The following is a 22053-nucleotide window of genomic DNA, read 5'->3' as shown; positions in this document are numbered from 1 at the left end:
CGGGGAACGGAGCGCCGGCTCCCCGGCCGAGGCCGAGCCCCGGCGTCGCGGGTTTGCCGGTTCCCCCGGGAGATCCGCCCTAGCCTGGTCACATGCGGCGTCGGCTGGGGCAGCTCGCCCGGGAGACGCCCGCCGAGCGGGAACGCTATCTCGACCTGCTACGCGCGGTGGCCATCGCGGCCGTGGTCATCGGCCACTGGCTGATCATCGTGATCGACTACGACCGGTCCGGCCGGCTCACCGGGCGCTCTGCCCTGGTGGAACTCTCCGCCGGCCGACCGGGCACCTGGCTGTTCCAGGTCATGCCGATCTTCTTCCTGGTCGGTGGGTACGCCAACGCCGCCTCGCTGAACAGCCACCGGCAACGCGGCGGCCGTTCCGTCGACTGGCTGCTGGACCGGTGCGGGCGACTGCTGCGGCCCACCACCGCACTGATCGTGGTGCTGGCCGGCGCGGCGCTGGGCGCCCAGTTGGTCGGGGCCGACGCCGAACAGGTACGCCCGGTGGTCTGGTTCGCCACCATCCCGCTGTGGTTCCTGGCCGCGTACCTGGCGGTGGTGGCGCTGACCCCGCTGACGTACGCGCTGCACCGGCGCTTCGGGCTCGCCGTACCGGTGGTGCTGCTGGCGCTGGTGGTGGGCGGTGACCTGGCTCGGCTGACCGGGCCGGAGTCGTACGCCAGCGGCAACTTCCTGTTCGGCTGGCTCGCCGTACACCAGTTCGGTTATGCCTGGCGGGACAGCCGGACCCGCACCGGTCGGGGCGGCGGCGGACTGCTGCGCACCCAGTTGCCGATGGGGCCGACGGTCGGCGTCGGGCTGCTGCTCGGCGGGTTCGCCGCGCTGCTGGCCCTGACGCTGGCCGGGCCGTACCCGGTCAGCATGGTCAACATCCCGGGCGAACGGCTGCACAACATGTCACCGCCGAGCATCGCCCTGCTCGCCAACGCGACCTGGCAACTCGGTCTCATCCTGCTGCTGCGTGGCCCGGCGGAACGCTGGCTGCACCGGCACCGGCCCTGGCTGGTGGTGATCGCGGCGAACGCGGTCGTGCTGACGGTCTTCCTCTGGCACATCACCGCCGCGGTGCTGCTGGTCGGCGCACTGGACGCGCTGCACGCGCTGCCCACCCCGGCCGTGGGCAGCGCCGCCTGGTGGCTCTGGCGGCTGCCCTGGCTGGTCACCCTGACCGTCGTGCTGGCGATCCTGGTGGCGGTCTTCAGCCCGATCGAGACCGGGGCCGGACGCCGGTCGGAGTTCCTGCCCGGCTGGCCGATCGGGTCCTCCGGGTCCATCCGACGACGGGGCGGCGGAGATTCCGCCCGCGTCGTCGCGATGTCCGAGCGGATGGTGCCCCGGGCGGTGCTCACCGGTGCCGGGATCGCGGCCGTGGTGGCCGCGCTGCTCGACAACAGCCTGACCTCGAAGGACTCGCCGGATCCACTCGGGCTGCCGACGGCGGCCCTGGTCAGCTACCTGGCCGGGGCCGCCGTACTCCGCTGGCTCAGGTCACGTCCGGACCGACGTGAGGCAGCACCAGCGGCGCCGCCTTCCTCACCTGGACCCTCACCCAACGACACAGCGAGGACCTGATCGATATCAGTCAGCGAGCGGCGACCGTGGCGATCGCGGCGCTGAGGATGTCCAGCCCCTCACGGGCCTCCGACTCGGTGAGTGTCAGCGGCGGACCCATCCGCAGCACGTTGCCGTACAGCCCGCCCTTGCCGACCAGCAACCCGCCCCGGCGGCACTCCTCGAAAACCCGTACGGCGTTCGCCGGGTCCGGCTCACGGCTGCCCGGCCGGACGAACTCGACCGCCAGCATCAGCCCCTTGCCGCGTACCTCGCCGACGATGTCGTGCTGCCGTACCGCCTCGTCCAGGCCCTGGCGCAGGATCGCGCCGACCCGGTGGGCGTTGCCCTGCAGGTCGTGGTCGAGCAGGTAGTCCAGCACCGCGTTGCCGGCGGCGGTGGCGATCGGGTTGCCGCCGAAGGTGGAGAAGCTGATCGCCTTGACCTCCTCCAGCACCGGCGCCCGCCCGACCACACCGGCCAGGGCGAAACCGTTGCCGATGCCCTTGGCGAAGGTGAGCAGGTCGGGCACCACATCGTGCGCCTGGTAACCCCAGAAGTGCTCCCCGGTCCGCCCCCAGCCGGTCTGCACCTCGTCGGAGATGAGCAGGATGCCGGACTCGTCGAGCACCTTCTTGTACGCCCCCAGCAGCCCGTCCGGCGGGTGGACGAATCCGCCCACGCCCTGGATCGGCTCGGCGATCAGGCACGCCACGTCCCCGCTGGTCTGGGTGGCCAGCACCTCACGCAGGTCGTCCACGGCCGCGTCGACCTGCTCTTCCGGGTCGAGCCGGGCCAGCAGTCCCCGCATCCGGTCGCTCGAATGCAGCCAGCTCACCTGCAACGGGTTCAGCGAACTCGCCGACCAGCTCCGGTGCCCGGTGATGCCCATGGTCGCGTACGACCGGCCGTGGTAGCTGTTGCGCACGGCCAGGATCTGGTGCGACCGGCGGTAGTTCGTGGCGACCAGCAGGGCCGCCTCGTTCGCCTCGGTGCCGGAGTTGGTGAAGAAGACCCGCGCGTCCGGGATGCCGGAGAGCCGGGCGATCTTCTCGGCCAGCTCGACCTGGTGCCGGATCAGGTAGAGCGTGGAGCTGTGCACCACGCCGGTGCCGAGCTGGCGGGCGACCGCGTCACGGATCTCGGCGATGTCGTAGCCGATCATGTTGGTCAGCACGCCGCCGAAGAAGTCCAGGTAGCTGCGACCGGTCGAGTCGGTGACCCGGCGCCCCGAGCCGGAGACCAGCTCGATCGGCTCCTCGTAGTAGAGCGGCATCCAGGACGGCAGCACGGCTCGGTGCCGCGCCAGCAGGTCGTCGGTGGTCATCGTCATCACACCCTTCACCCCGGGTACGCGGATGACTGCACGCTTTCATCGATCCGCCGTCCCCGGCAACTGCCACCCTGTAGCCGGTGCGGCCCCCGGCACTGACACACCGTCAGCCCCGCCGCGTCCTCGTCGGGTTGGACGGATCGCCCGGCTACGATCCGCGGCCGTACCGAGCGGGACTACTATGGCCTGTGCGCAACGGACAACTCAGGCAGATGACCGACTTTTCGTTCCCGTCTTACTCGGTCGACCTCGCCACCGGTACCGCATCGTTCGACTACGCCCTGTCCGGCCCGGACGGCGAGCAGCGGTTCACCGAGGTGATCACCTTCCCGGTGCCGGCGATCCCGCCCACCGCGGCCACCGAGGCGACCTTCCGCCGGGTGCTGGACCTGCTGCACCTGGTCGCCGGGGTGAGCTACTACAAGGCCGCCGCGCCGCCCCGGCTGCTGGTGCCGGCGCCGCTGGGCGAGGCCGCCGTCGCGCTGGTCACCGCCATCTACACCAAGGGCCTGGCGGAGTACGCCTACCGCAACGACCTGCCGTACGTGCTGGACCTGGAGCCGACGGTGCCGGCCGGGCAGGTGCCGGAGCCGGCCCTGCTGGACAACTCCGACGGCCGTCCGCTCTGTGCGGTCGGCGGCGGCAAGGACTCGATCGTGAGCCTGGAGGCGCTGCGCCGGGCCGGCCTCGACCCGGTGCCGTTCTCGGTCAACCCCAATTCGGTGATCGTCTCGGTGAACCAGGCGTCCGGGCTGACCGCCCTGGCCGCCCGCCGACGGATCGACCCGGTGCTGTTCGAGCTGAACGCCGAGGGGGCCCGCAACGGGCACATCCCGGTGACCGCGATCAACTCGCTGATCGCGGTGGCCACCGCGGTGCTGCACGGGCTCGGGCCGGTGGTGATGTCGAACGAGCGTTCCGCGTCCGACCCGAACCTGATCTGGAACGGTCATGAGATCAACCACCAGTGGTCCAAGGGGGTCGAGGCCGAGGGGCTGCTCCGGGGGGCGCTGGCCGGTCATGCCGGCCTGACCGAGCCGTACTTCTCGCTGCTGCGCCCGCTGTCGGAGCTGCACATCGCCAAGCTGTTCGCGCAGTTCGACCGGTACGACGACGTGGTGACGAGCTGCAACAAGGCGTTCAAGCTGCACGACCCGACCGTACGGTGGTGCGGCGACTGCCCCAAGTGCCGGTTCGTGTTCCTGGCACTGTCCCCCTTCATGCCCCGCGAGCGGCTGGTGCACATCTTCGGGGTGGACCTGCTCGCCGACTCGTTGCAGGTGCCGGGTTACCTGGAACTGCTCGGCATCGACGCGCACAAGCCGTTCGAGTGCGTCGGTGAGGTCGAGGAGTCGGTGGTGGCGCTCGGGTTGATCGCCGAGCAGGAGCAGTGGCGGGATGCCCCGGTCGTACGGTCGCTGGTCCAGATGGTGCCGTCGGCCGCGTGGGCGACCGCGGCGAACTCGGAGGTGTTCACCCCTGGCGGCCCGAACTTCGTCCCCCCGTCCTACACCAAGGCCCGCGCCGACCTGGACTGATCCGGCCGCCCCCGGCGGTGACTCGTCAGACGTCGCGGACCGCGTCGAGGGCGAGCAGGGCGACGTGCAGCGATAGGCAGTCGTCCACCGCGTCGAGATCGGCGTCGAGGATCCGGGCGATCCGGGCCAGCCGCTCGTAGAACGCCGGCCGGGACAGGTGCGCCGCGGTGGCCGCCGCCGACTTGTTCCGCCCGTGGTCCAGGTACGCCCGCAGCGTGCCGAGCAGCCGTTCCTTCGGGTGCTCGGCATCGTGGGCCAGCAGCGGCCCGAGTTCCCGCTCGACGAAGGTCTGTAGCCGGGGCTCGTCGCGCAGCAGGTGCAGCAGACCGGCGAGCCCGACGTGCGGCAACCGGAACACGGCCAGGTCGTGCCGCCCGCGACGGGCCGCGTCGGCGACCTGGCGGGCCTCCACCAGTGACCGGCGGGCCTCCCGGAGCGAGTCGACTCCGGAACCGGCCGCCACGATCACCGCGTCCGGGGCGGTGCCACCCGGCCCGGGCGGGGCGGCGTCCCGGCGTACCCGGTGCAACGCGGCGGCGAACGCGGCCAGTGACGGGTCCTCGGCCGCCGGGTCGCGCAGTGCGAGCAGCGCGCCCACGGCCTGGTCGTCCAGCGCGCTGGCCAGCCCGGTCAGCTCGGCCTCGCGCAGCGCCTGCCCGACCGCGTCGGCCAGGTCCCGCAGCCGGGCCTGGGCCATCGGCGTGCCGGCCTCGTCGGCCCGGTGCCGGACCACCACCCCGACCAGGTGCCGGCGCTCCAGCGTCACCCCGAGGGCACGGGCCCGCAGCGCTACCTCGTCCACCGGCCGGGCGTGGTCGAGCAGGGCGGTGAGCAGGTTGCGGTGGATCTGGCGTTCCAGCCCCTCGGCGTCGCGCCGAATCAGCCGGCCCAGCGCCAGCGTCGACGCGGCCCGCTCGACCAGGATGGTCAGCCGGGTCGGCGGGGCGGGTGGGGTCGCCGCGCCGGGTGCCAGGTCGGCGCCGGGCCAACGCAGCAGCAGCCGACCCCAGTCCTGTCCGCGGGCGCCGACGGTGGTCACCAACCACCCCGCGTCCGGGTCGTACGCGGTCCGCCCGGCCGGCTGGATCCGCCTCGACTGCTGCTCCCAGCTCCCGAGCAGCATCTCGGCCCGCTCCCCCGCCGTGTCGTACGCGAGCACCTGCCGGGACAGGTTCTCCAGCACCACCGGGCAGCCGGCGAGCCGGGCCGCCTGGTGCACCACCTCGGCCGGTTCGGCACCCTCGACCGACAGGTCGGTGAACCGCTGGTGGATCTCCTCGGTGGCGCGCAACTCGGTGAGCTGGGCGTCCACGATCAGGGCGTGCACCGCCTCGGTGATCCGGACAAACGGCGTCACCCTGCGTAGTTCCACCAGTGGCAGCCCGCGCCGTTCCGCCGCCGCGACCATGACCCTGGGCACGCTGGTCGGGTAGCGCCGGCCGAGTTCGACCAGCAGCCCGGAGACCCCGACATCGGCCAGCTCACCGATGAACGCGCGCAGCCCGGCATCGTCCGAGGGCAGGCCAATCCCGGTGGTGAGCACCAGCTCACCACCGTTGAGCAGGGCGGCGATGTCCGGCACCTCGGCCGCGTGCACCCAGCGGACGAGCCGGTCCAGGCCGTCCTGCCCGGCCACCAGCCGGGGTCCGCCGTGTCGCACCGGGTCGAGGGCGAGCACCTCATGGACGGTAGGGAACACGCTGGTCACCGTACCGTCCGGGGGCTCGGAGCGACCACATCCGGCCCCGGCGTGACCCGACCGCCAAGATCAGGGATCGGCCGGGAGGTGTGCCGGTGTCAGCGACGTCGTGGGGATTCGTGATCGGATCCGTGGAAGACAGCGGCGTCCAGACTCAGCCAGTCGTCGTCCCCCCGGTCATCCACCCACCGGGGCGCCCACTCGATCCGGAACGCGTGCCCGAGTTGTACGGCGACGGCGCGGGCAACCTCGGGGATGTCCGCGAGTTCGATCGTCTCGCCTCGCATGGCGAGTTGCGCGTGCAGTTCACACGCGATGGCGTTCCGCAGGCGGGCGAGGTCCGGTGAATCGTCGTCGCTCGCGTCGGGGATCGGCTGGATATTCACAGGCAACACGGTCGACCCGCCGCCGGCACGTCGTCAATCCCGCGTTGGATATCCCACAGGTACGACAATCGCCTTTCCGATCTTGAGTCGGTCATCCACCTCCGGTCGTCATCCCGGAATCTCCGTGCGCTTTAGCCATTCAGCACCATTCCACTAGTGACAGTCCACTCCCCATTCACCTATGCTCACCCAGACAAACCGCTGCCCACCAGCGTGTTCTCACCGCGCAATCCGTATTTGTCCGATGCTTGTCCGATGCTTGTCCGTCGATTGTCCGGAGGTTGTCCGTGAGCCACTCGCCCGTTCTCGAACTGTTCGCCGAGGAACTGAAGATCTTCCGCACCGCCGCCGGCATGACACAGGCGGAACTCGCCGAGGAAATCTCCTATTCGAGTGCCCTCATCGGCAAGATCGAGAGTTGCGATCGGCGGCCGAGCGCCGACTTCGCCCGCCGCTGCGACAAGGTGTTCAACACCGACGGCATCCTGGCCCGCATCCAACGCAAGCTCGGCCGGGACTCGCTCGTGGCCTGGTTCCGCGAGTGGGCCGAACTCGAACAGGAAGCCGAGGCGCTGCGATGGTTTGAGCCGCTGTTCGTGCCGGGCCTGCTCCAGACCGAGGCGTACGCCCGCACCGTCCTGTCCGGCAGCGGCCTGCTCCGGTCCGACGCGCTGGAGCAGCAGGTCACCGCGCGGCTTGAACGGCAGGAACTGCTCACCCACGACCACTCCCCGCTGCTGACGGTGGTGATGGACGCATCGGTACTGCGCCGCCGCGTGGGCAGCCCTGAGGTGATGCGCGAACAACTGCGACACCTGACCAAACTCGGCGGTTCCCTCCCCCGCCTGCGGATCCACGTCGTCCCCGAGACGGCCGGTGCCTACGCCGGCCTGAACGGCCCGTTCGTTATGGCCACACCGCCCACCGGAGAGGACATCGTCTACATTGAAGGACAGCTCAACGGGCAGACCTACGACCGGGCCGAGGACGTGAAACGCACCGTCCAGGTGTGGGAGTCGATCCGGGGCGAGGCACTGCCGCACCAGCAGTCGCTGGAGTTGATATCGGAGGTGGCCGAGACATGGACCTGACCGGCGCCAGGTGGCGCAAGAGCACCCGCAGCAACGGCAACGGCGGCGCATGCGTCGAGGTCGCCGACAACCTGCCCCACACCATCGGCGTACGCGACAGCAAAGACCAACACGGCCCCGCCCTCACCTTCACCCCTACCGCCTGGCGCGTCTTCCTCGGCTCCATTAGCAGCACCCACCGCTTTGGCCTTGTCGCGGATCACTCAAAGTAGCCCTGTGCTGCGCTTTCAGTTCGAGCTGCACCCGCTCGCTGGGGTGCCACCGTGGGGTGGCGACCAGCCGACGCTGCATTGGTTCGGGTTGACCAGCGGCTGGTACTGGGTCGAGGCTGACCGTCATCAACTGCTGCGATACCACGAGCAGGCAGTACGCCGCTGGAACCTGAGCCGCCCCTATCCGGACTACTACGTGGTCCGGCTCTGGGAGGACCTCCTCTTGCTGCGCTGGGCTCTGACCGAGCCGGTGCCTGCCGATGTTGTTCCTTTCGTTGACGGGAGCTTTTCAAAGAGGGAGTTCCCGGACGACGACACCAGCACCGACGTGGACGCGGCATTTGAGCTGCAGAGCGACTACCAGCTCGATGTGGGCTACCTGACCGATTCGCCGGCCATCGCCTGCTGGCGACACACTCATGCGGGACAGGACCTGGTAACCATCAGTCAGCGATTGCTGCCAGCCGACCAGGTCACCTTCGACGGGCCGGAACTTCTTGAGGTCAGCGTGCCGACGGCCGAGTTCTTCGCCGCGGTGCAAGACCTCGATCATCAGCTCATCGCGGCGATGGACAAGCGTGTCACCGAACTGGAACGGACTGGGCCGCCAGCGGGGGTGGAACTCGACCTGGACCTCCTGCGCGCCGAGCACGTACGCCGGAGCCACTGGCTGGCGGAGCGTCTGGCGGTTCCCCGGCAAGTCGACTGGGACCAAATACGGTCCGGCATCGCCGACATCTCATCCTGGCCCCTGATGGAAACCGGGACCTGACCCGGCCACGGCCCGGCGAAGGTCAGCCGATGACCCCCGCCAGGCCGGACAGGTCCGCGACCTCGTGGACCACCGGCACGTCCGGCGGCTGGACCTGCCCGCGACGGTTGATCCAGGCCGCCCGGATCCCGGCCGCATGAGCCCCGCGTACGTCGGCACGCAGCGAGTCTCCGACGTGCATCAGCACCGTTTCGAGGCTTCGCAGCACGTGTTCCCGAGCGACCGGAACGGCGTACCACCGGCGACCCTCTCGTACTCCTGGTTTCAAGCCGCGCCCACCTCCAGCGCGGTGACCGGTGTGACGGCGGCCCCTGCCGCCACACCGGTCCGCGATCCCCGCCACGATGAGGTCGTCGTCCTCCACGACGGTGCCGTAGAAGTCGAGCAGCAGTTCCCTGATCATGGCCGGATCCTCTAACCCGAAACCCGGTCAGTACGCGGTGCCGACGAGTTCCTTCGGGTCCTCGGCCTCGGCGGCAGCCTCGTCGAAGCCGCCACCGACTCGGGCGTGGAACCGACGCAGCGGTCCCGGCGCCCACCAGTTGTACCGGCCCAGCATCGTCATCGTCGCGGGGACCAGCAGCATCCGTACGATCGTCGCGTCGAGCAGCACCGCCAGTACGAGACCGAGCCCGATCGCCCGGATCGGTGTGAAGCCGCCGACCAGGAAGCCCGCGAACACGACGGCGAGGAGCAGCGCCGCGGCGGTCACGATGCGACCGGTCAGTTGGATGCCCTCGGCGACCGCCTCGTCCGGTGCCGCGCCCGCGCGCCAACGCTCCCGGATCCGGGAGAGCAGGAACACCTCGTAGTCGACGGACAGGCCGAACGCGATCGCCGCCACCAGCACCGGGACCGACAGGTTGGTGCCGCCGATGTCGGGCTGGCCGAGGTTGCCGTGCTGGAACACCCACACCACCGCGCCGAGCGCCGCGCCGATGCTCAGCAGGTTGGTGAGCACCGCCTTGATCGGCAGGAGCACCGAACCGGTGAAGAGGAACAGCAGGACCAGGGTGCCGAGCGCGACGAGCCCGGCCGCCCACGGTAGCCGTTCGCCGAGCATCTGCCGGTAGTCCATCAGGGATGCCGCGTCCCCGGCGACGAGGACCTCGACCGGGGAGGTCAGGTCACGTGCCGCGCGGGCGACCGCTTCCTGGTTCTCCTGGTCGACGTCGGCGTTCAACAGGGTCAGGTCGCCGACCGGTACGACCTCCACCTCACGCACGCCCGCCATCCCGGCGATCGACTGTCGCAGCCTGCTGACCTCGACACTGTCCGGAGCGGCGTCGACCATCGTCGAAACCGGGTCGGGGCGGACCCGGTCGGGATAGTGTCGCGCCCTCTCCTCGTACAGGGCTCGGGTCTGGGTGCTCGCCGGCAGCAGCCGTGGATCGCCCAGCGACAGCCGCAGGTCGAGCACGGGAAGCGCGATGACCACCATCACGGCGAGCACGGAGAGCGCGACCGCCGCTGGGCGGCGCTGCACGAAGCGGGCCACCAGCGCGAAGAAGCCCTTACCGGCCGGCTGCGCCGCGCGCGGGCTGATCCGCCTGCCCAGCAGCGCCAGCAGGGCCGGCAGCAGGGTCAGCGCGGCGAGCATGTCGATCACGACGACAGCCACGCCGGCCAGGCCCATCGAGCGTAGGAACGGATCCGGGAACACGGTCAGCCCGGCCAGCGCGACCGCGACCGTCAACCCGGAGAAGAACACGGTCCGGCCGGCCGTGCCCGCCGTACGCAGCACGGCACCGCCGACCTCGGCGTCGACGGCCCGCTCTTCCCGGAACCGGTTGACGATCAGCAGCGCATAGTCGACGGCGAGGCCCACCGCCAACATCGTCACCACCTGGATCGCGTACACCGACACGTCGCTGACCTCGCTGAACGCGAACAACACACCGAACGTGCCGCCGACTCCGGCGACCGCCACGAGCAGCGGCAGACCGGCCGCGAGTAAACCCCCGAAAACCAACAAGAGCAGCATGAGTACGACCGGCGTGGTGAGAATTTCGGCTCGTGCGACGTCACGGGCTGCCTGGCTGCTGAACTCGTTCGCGGTGAGCGAGCCCCCGGCGACGGTGACGGTGCTACCCGGGAGGTCACCGTCGAGTGCGTGGATGCGCTCGGCCGCCTGTTCGGCGACCGCGTCGGCGGGGTCCTCGGCGTCCGGCGTGCCAGACTGCGTCGTACCGGGCGCGAGCGTGATGCTGAAGATCAGCGCCTGTCCCGTTTCCGGTGACGGCACCGCCGGGGCCACCGAGTCGACGCCGGGCATCGACCGCACCTCGGCGGCGGCCCGGTCGACGGCGGCCCGCACGTCGGGACTGTTCGCGTCGACGCCGGTCACGATCGCGGTCAGCCGTTGCGGCTCCGGGGCCACGGTTTCGCGCAGTTCCAGGACCCGGTCGGATTCGCTGCCCGGCACGACACCGACGGTGCCGACGAGACGTTCGAAGACGCCGATGCCGACCGTGAAGCCGGCGGCGACGACGGCCAACCAGAGCACCAACACGATGACCGGGCGGCGTACGGAGAAGCGGGCGAGTGAGCTTGTCATGGCGTCGATCCTTCGCGGGCGGCGCGGAAAGCGGATCGCCGTGCGGAGTGGATCCGGGCTCACTCCCCGGAGCGAGGAACCACCAGACCCGACTCGTACGCGAGGACGACCGCCTGCACCCGGTCGCGCAGCCCGAGCTTGCTCAGCACGTTGCTGACGTGGGTCTTGACGGTGTGTTCGGTGACGTGGAACTCGGCCGCTATCTCAGCGTTGGACAGCCCCCGGGCGACGGCGCGCAGCATCTCCGACTCGCGTACGGTCAGCGTGGCCAGCCGTCCCGCGCCCGGTGGCGGCCCGGCCGGGGCGGAGCGCGCGACCACGTCGGCGATGAGTCGCCGGGTGACCGACGGAGCGAGCAGCGCCTCACCCGTCGCCACCACCCGCACCGCGCTGACCAGCTCGTCGCGGCGCATGTCCTTGAGCAGGAAGCCACTCGCGCCCGCGCGCAGCGCGTCGTAGACGTACTCGTCCAGGTCGAAGGTGGTCAGCACGAGGACCTTGGTGTCCGAGGCGGCACAGATCCTGGCCGTGGCGGCGATGCCGTCCAGGCGGGGCATCCGGACGTCCATCAGCACCACGTCCGGGGCCAACGCGGCGGTGGCCTCGACCGCTTCGACTCCGTCGGCTGCCTCGCCGACGACGGTGATGTCCGGCTGGGCGTCGAGGATGAGTGCGAATCCGCCCCGTACCAGTTCCTGGTCGTCGACGACCAGGACCCGGATCTGGTCAGCCATCGACGTTCGCGGCGGCCGGTGCCTGCTCCATGAGGGGCAGCCTAGCGGCGACCCGAAAGCCGCCGCCGTCGTCGGCACGCCCGGCCGAGAGGGTGCCGCCACAGGCCGCGACCCGTTCCCGCATGCCGATCAGGCCGTGGCCGCCGGAGGGCAACCGACCGGGGCCGCCACGCCCGTCGCGGCCCCGCCCGTCGTCGCGGATCTCCAGGTCGAGGCCGTCCTCGTCCCACCGCAGTCGTACGTCGACCCGGCTCGCGTGGGCATGCTTGATCGCGTTGGTCAGCGACTCCTGCACCACCCGGTAGACGGCCACGGCGACGTCCGGCGCGATCGGCCGGCGGTGTCCCCGCTCGGTCAACGTCGTCGGCATTCCCGTCCCACGCGCCTGGGCCACCAGCGAGTCCAGCCCGTCGAGCCCCGGCTGTGGTGTACGGGAGGCGGGTTCGGAGCGCAGCACGCCTAACGTACGCCGGAGTTGGGTGAGCGCGTCGCGGCCCGCGTCGGCGATCGCGTCGAAGATCGTCACCGCCCGCGCCGGGTCGCTGTGCACCACCACCGGCCCGGCCTCGGCCTGCACCACCATGAGGTTGACCGAGTGGGCGAGGATGTCGTGCATGTCCCGGGCGATGCGTTCCCGCTCCCGCGACGCGGCCTCGGCATAGTCGGCGGCGAGCGTCCGGGCCCGCGCCTCCAGGGTTTCGATCAACCCCCGGCGCGACCGGGCGATCGCGCCGAGCGCGTAAGCCCCGCCGAAGATGAGAATGGTGCTCCCGATCGGCAGGACGTTCGTCTTTTCGGCGAGTGCGAACGCGATCCCGGCGACTGTCCCGGCGATGGCGATGGCACGCTCGAAAGGCTTGCTCAGCGAGGCGACCGTGTAGGTCGCCACCAACTGTCCGTAGGGAACCTCGTGGACCATTCCCAGCCGGGTGGCGGCGATGGTGGCAAACCCGGTGACGATCAGTACGAGGAGCGGCGAGCGCCGACGCCACACCAGCGGCAGTGACGCGAACGCGGCAAGGCTGTACGAGGTGATGTCGCCGTTGTGTGCATCCGGTCCGGCGATCGCCGCCAGGTAGCAGCCCAGTGCGATGAACGTGTCGATCGCCAGGGTGGGCAGGGCATGCGCGGCAGCGACGCCCCGGCTGGCCAGATCCCTCCACACGCTGCCAGTATCCGCCGCCAGCCGCTCCCGCCGCCTCCCTCTCAGGAGCGATCCCGACCTGCACCGGGAACGGACGTACGGCTGGGAGTGCTAGCCGGCGAGCAGACGGTCCAGTGGCCGGGGGACCTGGTCCGGTTCGAGGGCGTCGACGAGCGCGTAGGCGTAACGGGCCTTCCGACCACTGGTCGTGCCCATGAAGCGGCGCAGTTGCCGCTCGACCGTCCGCCCGCGCTGCGCGGGCTGGTTCTGGAAGACCCGGAATCGGGCCAGGTCGTGTTCGGCCTCGATGACCCGCTCGACGCCTTCGGTACCGAGCGCCCGGATCAACTCCTCCTCCAGGTCGGCGACGCAGACGTGGAAGCCGAGCGCCTCCATGGTGGACCGGGTCAAGCCGGTGCCGTAGCCGGTCTGTTCCAACCCGCGCCGGAAGTAGCCCTCCTCGGCCTCGTCACAGAGCCCCCGTACGTCGATGTCGAGCCCCAACGCGGCGAAGATCCGCAGGAACCGGCCGACGCTCGTCGCGCCGCCCATCGACACCACGCAGATGCCCTCGCCGGCCAGGTCGCGGTCGCGTCGGGCGGCCAGCGCCTCCACCGCGCTCCGGTCGCTGACCCCCTCGACGAGTACGACCATGGCGAGGCCGTCGTCGGCGAGTTCACGGGCGGTCGTGGCGGCGGCTGCGGAGTTCGTACCGCCGGCCGCCCAGATGGTGACGGCGGCCCGGAAGCGACCCGGCTCTCGCACGGATCAGAGTGTCGCAACGGCAGGCCCGGACCGGCAACCGGATTGTCTGGGGCGGCGCCGCATCCCGCTCGCGTGCTCGGCGTACGTGGGTGGCTCGGCGTCCTCGGCGGCAGGTGGTCGCGGGTCGGCGGGGTCGGCGCTACACCACTCGACCGTCACACACGGTGTCAAGATGAGTTGACAACATGGCTCGTGTCAACTTACCTTGACAACGTGGACGACAACCAGGGACTCACCAAGGCGGCCGGCGCTGCCGACCCCGCCGTCGGCCTGCGGGCCGTCGCCGCGCTCCGGAAGCTGGTCGAGCAACTGGAGTCGCTCCAGGTGCGCAACGCCCGTACACATGGTTGGGCCTGGCAGGCGATCGCCGACGCGTTGGGGGTCACCCGGCAGGCCGTCCACCAGAAGCATGCACATCGGACGCGAGACTAGGAGTGTTGGTCATGTTCGAACGGTTCACCAGGAACGCGCGCCGCGTCATCACCAGCGGGGTCGCGATCGCCACCGAACGCGGCGCAGCCAAGGCCGGACCGGAGCACCTGCTGCTCGGGCTGGCCGGCGACGAGCGGAGCACCGGCGCCCGGGTGCTGGCCGAATACGGCGTCACCGCGGCCGTGCTGCGAGCCGCCGAGGCGACACCGCCGGGCCGGGCCGGACTCACCGACGCCGAGATCACCGCCCTACGCGCCGTCGGCGTGGACGCAGAGGAGGTGTTCCGCCTGGTCGAGGAGGCGTTCGGCCCGGACGCGTGGGACGGCGCGGATCAGCCGCAGCCGCCCCGCCGCCGAGGCCATTTCGGCGCGCCCGTCGACCAGCGGGCGAAGAAGGTGATCGAGCTGGGGCTGCACGAGGCGGTCGCGCTGCGGCACCGGGAGATCAACTCCGGTCACCTGCTGCTGGCGCTGCTGAAGCACGGGATGACCGGGCCGATGTCCGTGGTCCTCACCGAGCACGGCGTGACGTACGACGACGCCAAGCGCCGCGTCCTCCTCGCGCAGTACGAAGCGGCGTAACGCCCGAGGGAACGGATGGGGTGTTACGGACGCGGCGGGAGGCGGTACACGGAGACGTGGGAGCGCGAGTCGGGGGTGAATTCGGCGCCGGCCCAGTCGGCGTGCCTGCTCTCCAGCTCGAAGCCGGCCAACTGAGCCATCAGGTCGAGTTCGGCGGGCCAGATGTAGCGGTGCGGGCTACGGGTCAGCCGCGCCTGCCGGCTCTCGTCGAAGGTGAAGTGGTGCGACACGACATGCTGACGCAGCACGTCGTACGTGTCCAGGCCGATGTAACCGGGCTCGGAGTGCCAGACCATCGCCGGTGAACCCGGTGGAAGTTTGCGCAGCTCGGGCACCCAGAGCTCGATCACGAACCGGCCGCCGGGGGTGAGGTGACGGGCGGCGTTGCGGAAGCAGGCAACCTGCTCGGCCTGGCTGAGCAGGTTGGAGATGGTGTTGTAGACCAGGTAGACCAGGGTGTACTCCCCCAGCGCTACGGCGGTTGCCATGTCGCCGACGATCACCGGGATCGTTGCCTCGTCCGCCTTCGTACGCAATTGGTCGATCATCGGCGTGGACAGTTCGACACCGGTGACGGAGACTCCCCGCTCGGCGAGCGGTACGGCCACCCGACCGGTGCCGATGGCGAACTCCAGCGCCTTTCCGTCGCCGGCCAGTTCGGCCAGGCGGTCCACGGTCGGCCCCAGCACGTCGGGCGAGAACATGCCGGTACCGGGTGTGTCATAACGACCGGCGGCTTCGACGTCCCAGATCTCGTCCTGGCGCATGCCACCAACAATCGCGATGGATCTACCGGGTGTCCAACCATTTTGCAACCCTCCGGCCGCGTTCTGGAACGTGGACCGACCACCACCCGAACTGGCACACGACGGTGGTGGTCACCGCGGCGCGGACCGGCTAGAGCTGATCGTCGCGGCCGAGTTCCCAGAAGGCGACGGCGGCGGCCGCGGCGACGTTCAACGAGTCCACTCCGCGGCGCATCGGGATGGACACCTTCACGTCGCTGGCGGCCTGGGCGGCCGCCGTGAGGCCGGGGCCCTCCGCGCCCAGCAGCAGCGCCGACCGCTCCCGCTGCGCCGGGGTGAGGCGTTGCATCGGTACGGCGTCCGCCGACGGCGTCATCGCGAGCACGGTGAAACCCGCCTCCCGTACCTGGTCCAGGCCCTCCGGCCAGCGCTCGAACTTGGCGTACGGCACCGCGAAGACCTCGCCCATGCTGACCCGTACGCTGCGCCGGTAGAGCGGGTCGGCACAGGTCGGTGACAGGAGTACGGCGTCGATGCCGAGGGCCGCCGCCCCTCGGTAGATGGCACCGAGGTTGGTGTGGTTGTTGACGTCTTCCAGGATCACCACCCGGCGGGCGGCGGCGAGGACCTCGGCCGGTGTCGGCAGCACCCGCCGGTGGAACGAGGCGAGTACGCCCCGGTGCACGTGGAAGCCGGTTGCCCGTTCCAGCACGTCCGGGCTGGCGGCGTAGACCGGTGCGGTGCCGGTGTCCAGGTCCCCGAGTTGGTCGACCCGCTTCGCGTCCACCAGGAACGAGCGCGGCGGGTAGCCGGCCCGCAGCGCCCGGCGCAGGACCAGTTCACCTTCGGCGATGAAAAGCCCGTGCGGCGGTTCCCACCGGGTGCGCAACTCGACATCGGTGAGCGCCCGGTAGTCGGCGATCCGCTCGTCGTCGGGGTTGGTGATCTCGTGGACAGGCACGCGCCGATTGTCGCCGTACCGGTGGGTGGGTCTCCTGGCGGGGTGCGGGCGGGCCGACCGCGACGGTGACCGGCCGCGGCCGGGCCGGATCACCGGGCGACCCGCCGGTCAGGGGGCGATCTCCAGCCGGTCGATCAGGTCGTCGCGCAGGCCGAAGCGGAACCGGAGGTCGACCACGTTGCCTGGGAAGTTGCCTTCGAGCCTGGTGGTGACCAGGTATTCGTCGGCCCCGGCCGGCTCGGCGCCGAGGATCTCGACGGTGTACTCGTAGGCGGTGGCGACCTCGTCGCGCCACTGGCGGATCTCGGCCCGGCCGCGCCGGGTCCGGCCCTCGTCGACCACCACGGCGTCCTCGGTGAAACAGGCCACCAGCACGTCCTTCTCGCCGCTGTCGGTGGCCTCGAAGTACCTGGCGACAACGCCGGGAACGGGTACGGACATCTGCTTTCTCCTCACCATCGGCGGCGCCCGCAGGGCGCACACGCTATATGCGATACACCCGCCACTATAGCGGCGATATGGGTGGGTGGCCGGTCAGCGGGGCGAAGCCGCACCCACCGGCACCCCCGCCGCCGGTTTGCGCTCACGGTCACCACCGAGTGTGCGGTCGAACAGGGCGAGCAGGGCGGCAACACCGGTCGCGGCGGCGATCAGCCAACCGATGGCGTGGATGCCGTCGTCGGACGGCCGCTCACCGAAGGTGAGGCCGATGACACCGGAGGAGACGATCGCCCCGAGGTAGATCGCGGTGCGCGAGAGGCCGGACGCGACCCCGAGCTGCTCCGACGGCGCCTGCCGGTAGAGCGCGGCCTGGTTCGCCACCGAGGCCAGGCCCTGCGGTACGCCGAACAGCGCGGCGACCGCAAGCAGCAGCCAGACCGGTGAGTTCGAGCTGAGCGTGACGATGATCAGCCCGCCCAGACACGGCAGCAGGCCGGCGAGGATGAGCGGACGGCGCAGTGCGGTGGATCGGGCGATCGAGATCGAGGCGAAACCGGCGAGGACCGCGGTGGGCAGTTGCAGGAAGCCGGCGACGTCGCTGCCGAAGCCGGCGGCGCCCTGGAGCCACTGGCTGAAGCCGTACGTCATCGAGTAGGCGGAGAGGTAGACCAGGAACAACCGGGCGTAGGTCCGGCTCAACGGCCCGTTGCTGGCGAGCATCCGCAGGTCGAGGAAGGGCTTCGGCCGGCGCAACTCCCAGTACGCGAGCAACCCGGCGAGCACGACCGCGACGGCGAGCAGCCACCAGTGCCCCGAGGCGAGGTCGAGCAGGAAGACCAGCAGGGCGGCGATGGTGATGGCGAAGAGCAGGATGCCGACCGGGTCGATCGCGGTCAACAGTGACCCGGTCCGAGGCACCCTCGGACGGGTCCGGTCCGACGGCAGCCAGAACACGGTCATGGCCATGGCCAGCAGCGACAACGGCACGTTGACCAGGAAGATCGCCCGCCAGTCGAGCGACTCGACCAGGACGCCGCCGAGGACCGGACCGACCGCGCCGGTGGTCAGGCTCGCGATGGAGATCGCCGAGAGCAGTGCCGGCGGGGTGTCCACACCGAGCCGGTCGGACCGGTCGCGGATGAGCGACATCGCCGACGGGTACGCGGCGGAGGTGCCGATGCCGATCAGCACCCGTGCGGTCACGACCCCGGCGAAGTGCGCGTCGAGGACCGGAAGCACCCCGCCGACCAGGACAAAAACCAGACCGACGAGGTAGATCCTCCGCGGGCCGAACAGGTCGGCGAGCTTGCCCATGGTCGGCTGCGCGATGGCGCTGGCCAGGTAGAGACCCGCGACGAGCCAGATCACGACCGAGGACGTGACGCCGAGATCACGGGCGATCGGCACCAGCGCCACCGAGATCATGGTGGTGTTGATCGGATTGAGCACCGGCCCGATCAGGACCGGTGCGATGAACCGGGGGCTGAAGCCCACCTGGCGCAAGCTCACCCGGCCTGCTCCGCGACCCGCTCCAGCAGGGCGAGGGACTCGACGACGACCAGCCGCTCCGGCTCGGTGAGGTGTGTCTCGATCAGCGTGGCAAGGTCCCGGTCGCGTTGTTCGGCGATGCTGGCGAGGGTGCGTACGCCGGCCTCGGTGAGGGAGACGATCTCCCGCCGGCCGTCGGTGGGATCGGGGCTCTTCCTGACCAGGCCGCCGACGAGCAGTTCCGCGACCGTGGTGCCCATGGACTGGGGTCGGATCTGCTCCCAGCGGGCCAGTTCCGCGGTGCTGAGCGGCCCCTTGCGCCGCAGCCAGCTCAGTACGGACTCGTGCCGGCACGGGATGCCGTCGAGGGTCCGGCGGGCGCGCACCGTACGCCGCAGCCGGTCGATGTTGAGCCGCAACTCCTGGGCGAGCCACAGGGGGTCGGGGGCGTTGGTGGTTGCCACCTCGCCACGATAGTAAGTTTTCCTTGCAAGTTGACCTTCTGAGATCTTTCCCTCAGACGGGAGTTGCAGGCCCGCCGCGCGGCGCAGGTGTGGAACGGGACCGAGCGGGTAGCCGGGCCTACCGCATCGGCCCAGTCGAGGTGACCATGAACCTGTCCCATCTCCCGCTGCGCGTCGCTCTCGGCGCGTACATCCTGAACTCGGGCGTGTCCAAGTGGACCCTGGAGGGAGAGTCGGCCGAGGGCCTGCACGGCATGGCGGCCGGCGCCGTGCCTGCGCTGAAGCGGTTCGACGCGCGCACCTTCGCCCGCCTGCTCGCCGGCACCGAGATCACCCTCGGGGCCGCCCTGCTGCTGCCGGTCATCCCCTCCGCGCTGGTCGGTGCGGGGCTGGTCGGGCTCGGCGGCGGCCTGATGCGGCTCTACTGGGTGACCCCCGGTCTGCGCCGACCGAACGACGTCCGACCGACGGAACAGGGCACCGGGATCGCCAAGGACTCCTGGCTGCTCGGAGCCGGCCTGACCATGATCCTCGACGACGTGGTCCACCGAGGGCACCGGATGCGCCGCCGACGACGGTGACCGGCTGGACGACCGTGCCCCCGGTCCAGCGACCGGGGGCACGGCTGGCGGCTTCCGATACCGGCGCGGTCCCGTCACCGCGTCCGACGGAGATCACCGCATCCGACGGAGATCACGCCGTTCGTCGGCGTCGCGGACCTACGGGACGATGTCCGCTCCGCTGACCCCGGCGCCCGCCGACGGCGGGCTGGAGGAGGCGGATCCGGCCGAATAGCTGTACGGCGGCGGTGCCACGCTGCCGTCGGCGCGCAGCCAGTCCTCCATGGTCTTGCCGCTGTCGTTGGCCCGCGTGATCGTGGCCGGGTCGTAGAAGTTACTGCTGGTCCAGGTGAGCCGGGCATTGCCGAAGTCCTGGGTGATCGTCTTCGCGCCCACGACGTAGTTGCTCTCGGCGTAGATCTTGCCCTCGACACCGAGACCGATGAAGTAGTCGTCGACGCTCACGTAGTTGGCGTACACGTGGGCGTAGCCGAAGCGCACCCGCGGGTGGCGGGTGTTGGATCCGTCGAACCAGTTGTGGTGGTAGGTGACGCGCAGGTAGCCGTTGTCCTGGGCGCCGTTGCTGTCGCTGTGCCCGAGCAGCATCGACTTGTCGGTGCCGACGTACCGGTTGTAGGAGACGGTGGTCAGGTCCGACCCGCGCTTGACGTCCACCGAGCCGTCGTTGGCCGGGTAGAAGGTGTTGTGGTCGATCCACACGTGGTGCGAGTAGCACTGGACGTTCACCGAGTCGTCGGCGGAGTTCCGGAACGACAGGTTCCGGATGATCACGTTCTGTACGCGGGTGAAGCTGTCCTTCTCCGCCGGGTCGCAGAGGTCACCGCCCCACGCCACCTCCTCCGGTCCCCAGCCGTTGACGTCGAGTCCGAAGCCGCTGATCGTGGCGGTCGACCCGATGCCGATGATGGTCTTGTTCGAGCCGACGTCGAGCATCGCGTCACCGTTGCCGGTGATCGTGCCCGAGACCCGTACGATCCGCGGCACGTCGTCGGCCACGGCCGCCGCCAACTGGGCGTAGTTGCCGACCGTCACCGTGGCACCGCCGGTCCCGCCGTTCGTCCCGGTACGGCCGTACCCGCTGAGGGTGGCGAAGCCGACCAGGCCGTTCGCGTTGCCGGGCGGGCCGGTGGGCGGCGTCGTCGGGGTCGTGGTGGGTGTGGGCGTGGGAGTGCCCGGACCGGTCGGCGTGGGGGTCGGCCGGGTGGGCGTGGGGGTCGGGGTGGTCGGCGGGGTGGTGCCGCCGGTGGTCACCAGCACGTCGTCGAAGGACGCGGACGCGTACGAGGTCTGTAGGCCGATCCGGCCGGCTGACGATACGGAACTGGAGGCCGAGGCGAACTGCGTCCCGTCGATCGAGCCGCTGACGGTCGTACCGCTGGTGGTGATCGACAGCGTGTACCAGGTGCCGTTCGAGACGGTACGCGACGAACTGCCGAGCACTCCGATCGAGCTTCCCTGTACCGCCTGCAACTCGACCCGTCCGGGCAGGAGAGCCAGCCGGTAGAAGACCGTCGCACCGGTGGCCCGTGACAGCAGGCCCACGAATCCGTTCGAGCCGAGGCTGACCGGCTTGACCCTGGCCTGGACCGTGTAGTCGGTCAGGCTGGTGGAGGCGTTGAACAACCGCGCGTTCTCGGTGTCGGTCTTGGACTGGCGGGCGACCCGCGATCCGTCGTCGACCACCGCCCAGGTGCCGCCGGACTTGGACCAGCCGGTGATGCTGCCGTCCTCGAATCCCGCGCTGAAGACGGTGGCGGCACTGGCCACCGGCGCGAAGAGCACCGCACCAGCGGTGATCACCGCGGCCACACCGGCGACGAGCGGCCAGGTGGAACGTAGCTTCGGGCGCGTGGGGACGCGTACGCCCATGTTGGACCTCCCTGAGGGGTACCGGGCTCCGTACGCAGGGCTGTAGGGAGGGTGCCGGTAGACGGAGAAGCAGGTTCGATCTTGCGGATCGGTCGCCGACGCGGACGTCAAGGGACCCGACGAGCCGGCGACGACAACCGGGCCGATCCGCGAGGAAAGCGCTTTCCTGAAACAGGATAGTAACGACGCGGTTCAAGCACGTCAATGTCTTGTCGCTCGCGTCGGCCATCGGCCGCCGGGGCACCCATGATCAGGATTGCGATCGAGATCCGGTCCCGGAAAAAGGTGATAAAAGTAGCGGATGGGTATTGTCTCGCCGGGCTTCCAGGGGCGACCGAGGTCGTCGCAGCCGGCGTTGCCGCCGGGGCAGTATCTGACCGAGGATTTTCCGGTGTTGTCGGCGGGTCCGACGCCGCGGGTGTCGTTGGATACGTGGGAGTTCGCGGTGACGACGGAGGCGGGTGCGGAGCGTCGGTGGTCGTGGGCGGAGTTGTTGGCGTTGCCGCAGGAGACGCCGACGGTGGATATCCATTGTGTGACGCGTTGGTCGAAGTTGGGTACGAGTTGGCGTGGGGTGTCGCTGGACACGTTGTTGGCGGATGTGGAGACGGCGGCTGATTTCGCGTTGGTTCATTCGTACGGGGGTTATACGACGAACCTGCCGTTGGAGGATCTGCTGGATGGTCGG

Annotated in this window: 23 protein-coding genes; 9 read left to right on the top strand and 14 right to left on the bottom strand. The window is 70.2% G+C overall.

Features of this window, described 5'->3' with window-relative positions:
• Positions 1-92 precede the first annotated feature (92 nt).
• Positions 93-1592 carry an acyltransferase gene (locus AB0J90_RS34800; RefSeq protein WP_363603348.1) on the top strand — a complete coding sequence of 500 codons (1500 nt, stop codon included), beginning with the start codon at positions 93-95 and terminating at the stop codon, positions 1590-1592.
• A gap of 10 nt (positions 1593-1602) precedes the next feature.
• On the opposite strand, the gene AB0J90_RS34795 is transcribed toward AB0J90_RS34800, so the two are convergent.
• Positions 1603-2898: an aminotransferase class III-fold pyridoxal phosphate-dependent enzyme gene (locus AB0J90_RS34795; protein WP_363603347.1), complete on the bottom strand. Its 1296-nt coding sequence runs from the start codon at positions 2896-2898 to the stop codon at positions 1603-1605.
• Between the two features lie 194 nt (positions 2899-3092).
• Between AB0J90_RS34795 and AB0J90_RS34790 the strand changes: the two genes are divergently transcribed.
• Complete coding sequence (locus AB0J90_RS34790) at positions 3093-4442, top strand: hypothetical protein (protein ID WP_363603346.1); 1350 nt, start codon at positions 3093-3095, stop codon at positions 4440-4442.
• Between the two features lie 25 nt (positions 4443-4467).
• Here AB0J90_RS34790 and AB0J90_RS34785 read toward each other — a convergent pair whose 3' ends face one another.
• Positions 4468-6150, bottom strand: a complete 1683-nt coding sequence (locus AB0J90_RS34785) for a PucR family transcriptional regulator ligand-binding domain-containing protein (RefSeq protein WP_363603345.1) — start codon at positions 6148-6150, stop codon at positions 4468-4470.
• A gap of 89 nt (positions 6151-6239) precedes the next feature.
• Positions 6240-6527 (bottom strand): hypothetical protein, encoded by a 288-nt coding sequence (locus tag AB0J90_RS34780; RefSeq protein ID WP_363603344.1) that lies wholly within the window; start codon positions 6525-6527, stop codon positions 6240-6242.
• Between the two features lie 287 nt (positions 6528-6814).
• Between AB0J90_RS34780 and AB0J90_RS34775 the strand changes: the two genes are divergently transcribed.
• From AB0J90_RS34775 to AB0J90_RS34765, 3 genes are read left to right on the top strand one after another with little or no spacing between them, the layout of a single operon-like run.
• Positions 6815-7618 (top strand): helix-turn-helix transcriptional regulator, encoded by an 804-nt coding sequence (locus tag AB0J90_RS34775; protein ID WP_363603343.1) that lies wholly within the window; start codon positions 6815-6817, stop codon positions 7616-7618.
• Positions 7609-7830, top strand: coding sequence for a DUF397 domain-containing protein (locus tag AB0J90_RS34770; RefSeq protein ID WP_363603342.1), 222 nt, complete (start codon positions 7609-7611; stop codon positions 7828-7830). The genes AB0J90_RS34775 and AB0J90_RS34770 overlap by 10 nt, the downstream gene beginning before the upstream one ends.
• Positions 7831-7834: 4 nt before the next feature.
• Positions 7835-8602 carry a DUF5984 family protein gene (locus tag AB0J90_RS34765; RefSeq protein ID WP_363603341.1) on the top strand — a complete coding sequence of 256 codons (768 nt, stop codon included), beginning with the start codon at positions 7835-7837 and terminating at the stop codon, positions 8600-8602.
• A 22-nt stretch (positions 8603-8624) separates the two neighbouring features.
• On the opposite strand, the gene AB0J90_RS34760 is transcribed toward AB0J90_RS34765, so the two are convergent.
• The 5 genes from AB0J90_RS34760 to AB0J90_RS34740 all read right to left on the bottom strand — a co-directional run bounded on the left by AB0J90_RS34760 (position 8625) and on the right by AB0J90_RS34740 (position 13802).
• Entirely contained in the window at positions 8625-9005 is a 381-nt protein-coding gene (locus AB0J90_RS34760) for an HAD hydrolase-like protein (RefSeq protein ID WP_363603340.1), read from the bottom strand.
• 27 nt (positions 9006-9032) lie between these two features.
• On the bottom strand, positions 9033-11159 hold the full coding sequence (locus tag AB0J90_RS34755; RefSeq protein WP_363603339.1) for an MMPL family transporter: 2127 nt from the start codon (positions 11157-11159) through the stop codon (positions 9033-9035).
• 59 nt (positions 11160-11218) lie between these two features.
• Complete coding sequence (locus AB0J90_RS34750) at positions 11219-11893, bottom strand: response regulator transcription factor (RefSeq protein WP_363603338.1); 675 nt, start codon at positions 11891-11893, stop codon at positions 11219-11221.
• On the bottom strand, positions 11886-13058 hold the full coding sequence (locus AB0J90_RS34745; RefSeq protein WP_363603337.1) for a histidine kinase: 1173 nt from the start codon (positions 13056-13058) through the stop codon (positions 11886-11888). Before AB0J90_RS34745 ends, AB0J90_RS34750 begins: the two co-directional genes overlap by 8 nt.
• A gap of 90 nt (positions 13059-13148) precedes the next feature.
• Positions 13149-13802, bottom strand: a complete 654-nt coding sequence (locus AB0J90_RS34740) for an ATP-dependent endonuclease (RefSeq protein ID WP_363603336.1) — start codon at positions 13800-13802, stop codon at positions 13149-13151.
• A gap of 213 nt (positions 13803-14015) precedes the next feature.
• Between AB0J90_RS34740 and AB0J90_RS34735 the strand changes: the two genes are divergently transcribed.
• Positions 14016-14234, top strand: coding sequence for a hypothetical protein (locus AB0J90_RS34735; RefSeq protein WP_363603335.1), 219 nt, complete (start codon positions 14016-14018; stop codon positions 14232-14234).
• An 11-nt stretch (positions 14235-14245) separates the two neighbouring features.
• Entirely contained in the window at positions 14246-14815 is a 570-nt protein-coding gene (locus AB0J90_RS34730; protein ID WP_363603334.1) for a Clp protease N-terminal domain-containing protein, read from the top strand.
• 23 nt (positions 14816-14838) lie between these two features.
• On the opposite strand, the gene AB0J90_RS34725 is transcribed toward AB0J90_RS34730, so the two are convergent.
• From AB0J90_RS34725 to AB0J90_RS34705, 5 genes are all read right to left on the bottom strand, one after another.
• Positions 14839-15582 (bottom strand): class I SAM-dependent methyltransferase, encoded by a 744-nt coding sequence (locus AB0J90_RS34725; protein WP_363603333.1) that lies wholly within the window; start codon positions 15580-15582, stop codon positions 14839-14841.
• Between the two features lie 130 nt (positions 15583-15712).
• Entirely contained in the window at positions 15713-16522 is an 810-nt protein-coding gene (locus AB0J90_RS34720) for an RNA methyltransferase (RefSeq protein ID WP_363603332.1), read from the bottom strand.
• A gap of 108 nt (positions 16523-16630) precedes the next feature.
• The gene (locus AB0J90_RS34715) at positions 16631-16963 is read right to left on the bottom strand and encodes a nuclear transport factor 2 family protein (protein WP_363603331.1); all 333 of its coding nucleotides are present in this window, start codon (positions 16961-16963) and stop codon (positions 16631-16633) included.
• A 93-nt stretch (positions 16964-17056) separates the two neighbouring features.
• On the bottom strand, positions 17057-18472 hold the full coding sequence (locus tag AB0J90_RS34710; RefSeq protein ID WP_363603330.1) for an MFS transporter: 1416 nt from the start codon (positions 18470-18472) through the stop codon (positions 17057-17059).
• A complete protein-coding gene (locus tag AB0J90_RS34705; RefSeq protein WP_363603329.1) occupies positions 18469-18915 on the bottom strand; it encodes a MarR family transcriptional regulator in 447 nt (148 codons plus the stop codon). The genes AB0J90_RS34710 and AB0J90_RS34705 overlap by 4 nt, the downstream gene beginning before the upstream one ends.
• A 146-nt stretch (positions 18916-19061) precedes the next feature.
• Here AB0J90_RS34705 and AB0J90_RS34700 point away from each other — a divergent pair, with 146 nt between their 5' ends.
• Positions 19062-19496: a hypothetical protein gene (locus tag AB0J90_RS34700; RefSeq protein ID WP_363603328.1), complete on the top strand. Its 435-nt coding sequence runs from the start codon at positions 19062-19064 to the stop codon at positions 19494-19496.
• A gap of 138 nt (positions 19497-19634) precedes the next feature.
• Here the strand turns inward: AB0J90_RS34700 and AB0J90_RS34695 are convergent, their stop codons facing one another.
• Positions 19635-21365: a family 16 glycoside hydrolase gene (locus AB0J90_RS34695; protein ID WP_363603327.1), complete on the bottom strand. Its 1731-nt coding sequence runs from the start codon at positions 21363-21365 to the stop codon at positions 19635-19637.
• Positions 21366-21666: 301 nt separating this feature from the next.
• On the opposite strand from AB0J90_RS34695, the gene AB0J90_RS34690 reads away from it, so the two are divergent.
• Positions 21667-22053, top strand: a 387-nt coding sequence (locus AB0J90_RS34690) for a molybdopterin-dependent oxidoreductase (RefSeq protein ID WP_363603326.1), incomplete at its 3' end; no start/stop codon positions are given.

It is taken from the genome of Micromonospora sp. NPDC049523, from assembly GCF_040676775.1.
Taxonomy (GTDB): Bacteria; Actinomycetota; Actinomycetes; order Mycobacteriales; family Micromonosporaceae; genus Micromonospora_G.
Note: the sequence above shows the minus strand (reverse complement) of the source record. Positions and strands in the feature narration are given on the sequence as shown.

Coding starts and splice junctions, on each gene's coding strand:
- AB0J90_RS34800 (WP_363603348.1), top strand. CDS start 93: ATGCGGCGTCGGCTGGGGCAGCTCGCCCGGGAGACGCCCGCCGAGCGG.
- AB0J90_RS34795 (WP_363603347.1), bottom strand. CDS start 2,898: ATGACCACCGACGACCTGCTGGCGCGGCACCGAGCCGTGCTGCCGTCC.
- AB0J90_RS34770 (WP_363603342.1), top strand. CDS start 7,609: ATGGACCTGACCGGCGCCAGGTGGCGCAAGAGCACCCGCAGCAACGGC.
- AB0J90_RS34760 (WP_363603340.1), bottom strand. CDS start 9,005: ATGATCAGGGAACTGCTGCTCGACTTCTACGGCACCGTCGTGGAGGAC.
- AB0J90_RS34755 (WP_363603339.1), bottom strand. CDS start 11,159: ATGACAAGCTCACTCGCCCGCTTCTCCGTACGCCGCCCGGTCATCGTG.
- AB0J90_RS34750 (WP_363603338.1), bottom strand. CDS start 11,893: ATGGCTGACCAGATCCGGGTCCTGGTCGTCGACGACCAGGAACTGGTA.
- AB0J90_RS34730 (WP_363603334.1), top strand. CDS start 14,246: ATGTTCGAACGGTTCACCAGGAACGCGCGCCGCGTCATCACCAGCGGG.
- AB0J90_RS34725 (WP_363603333.1), bottom strand. CDS start 15,582: ATGCGCCAGGACGAGATCTGGGACGTCGAAGCCGCCGGTCGTTATGAC.
- AB0J90_RS34715 (WP_363603331.1), bottom strand. CDS start 16,963: ATGTCCGTACCCGTTCCCGGCGTTGTCGCCAGGTACTTCGAGGCCACC.
- AB0J90_RS34700 (WP_363603328.1), top strand. CDS start 19,062: ATGAACCTGTCCCATCTCCCGCTGCGCGTCGCTCTCGGCGCGTACATC.
- AB0J90_RS34695 (WP_363603327.1), bottom strand. CDS start 21,365: ATGGGCGTACGCGTCCCCACGCGCCCGAAGCTACGTTCCACCTGGCCG.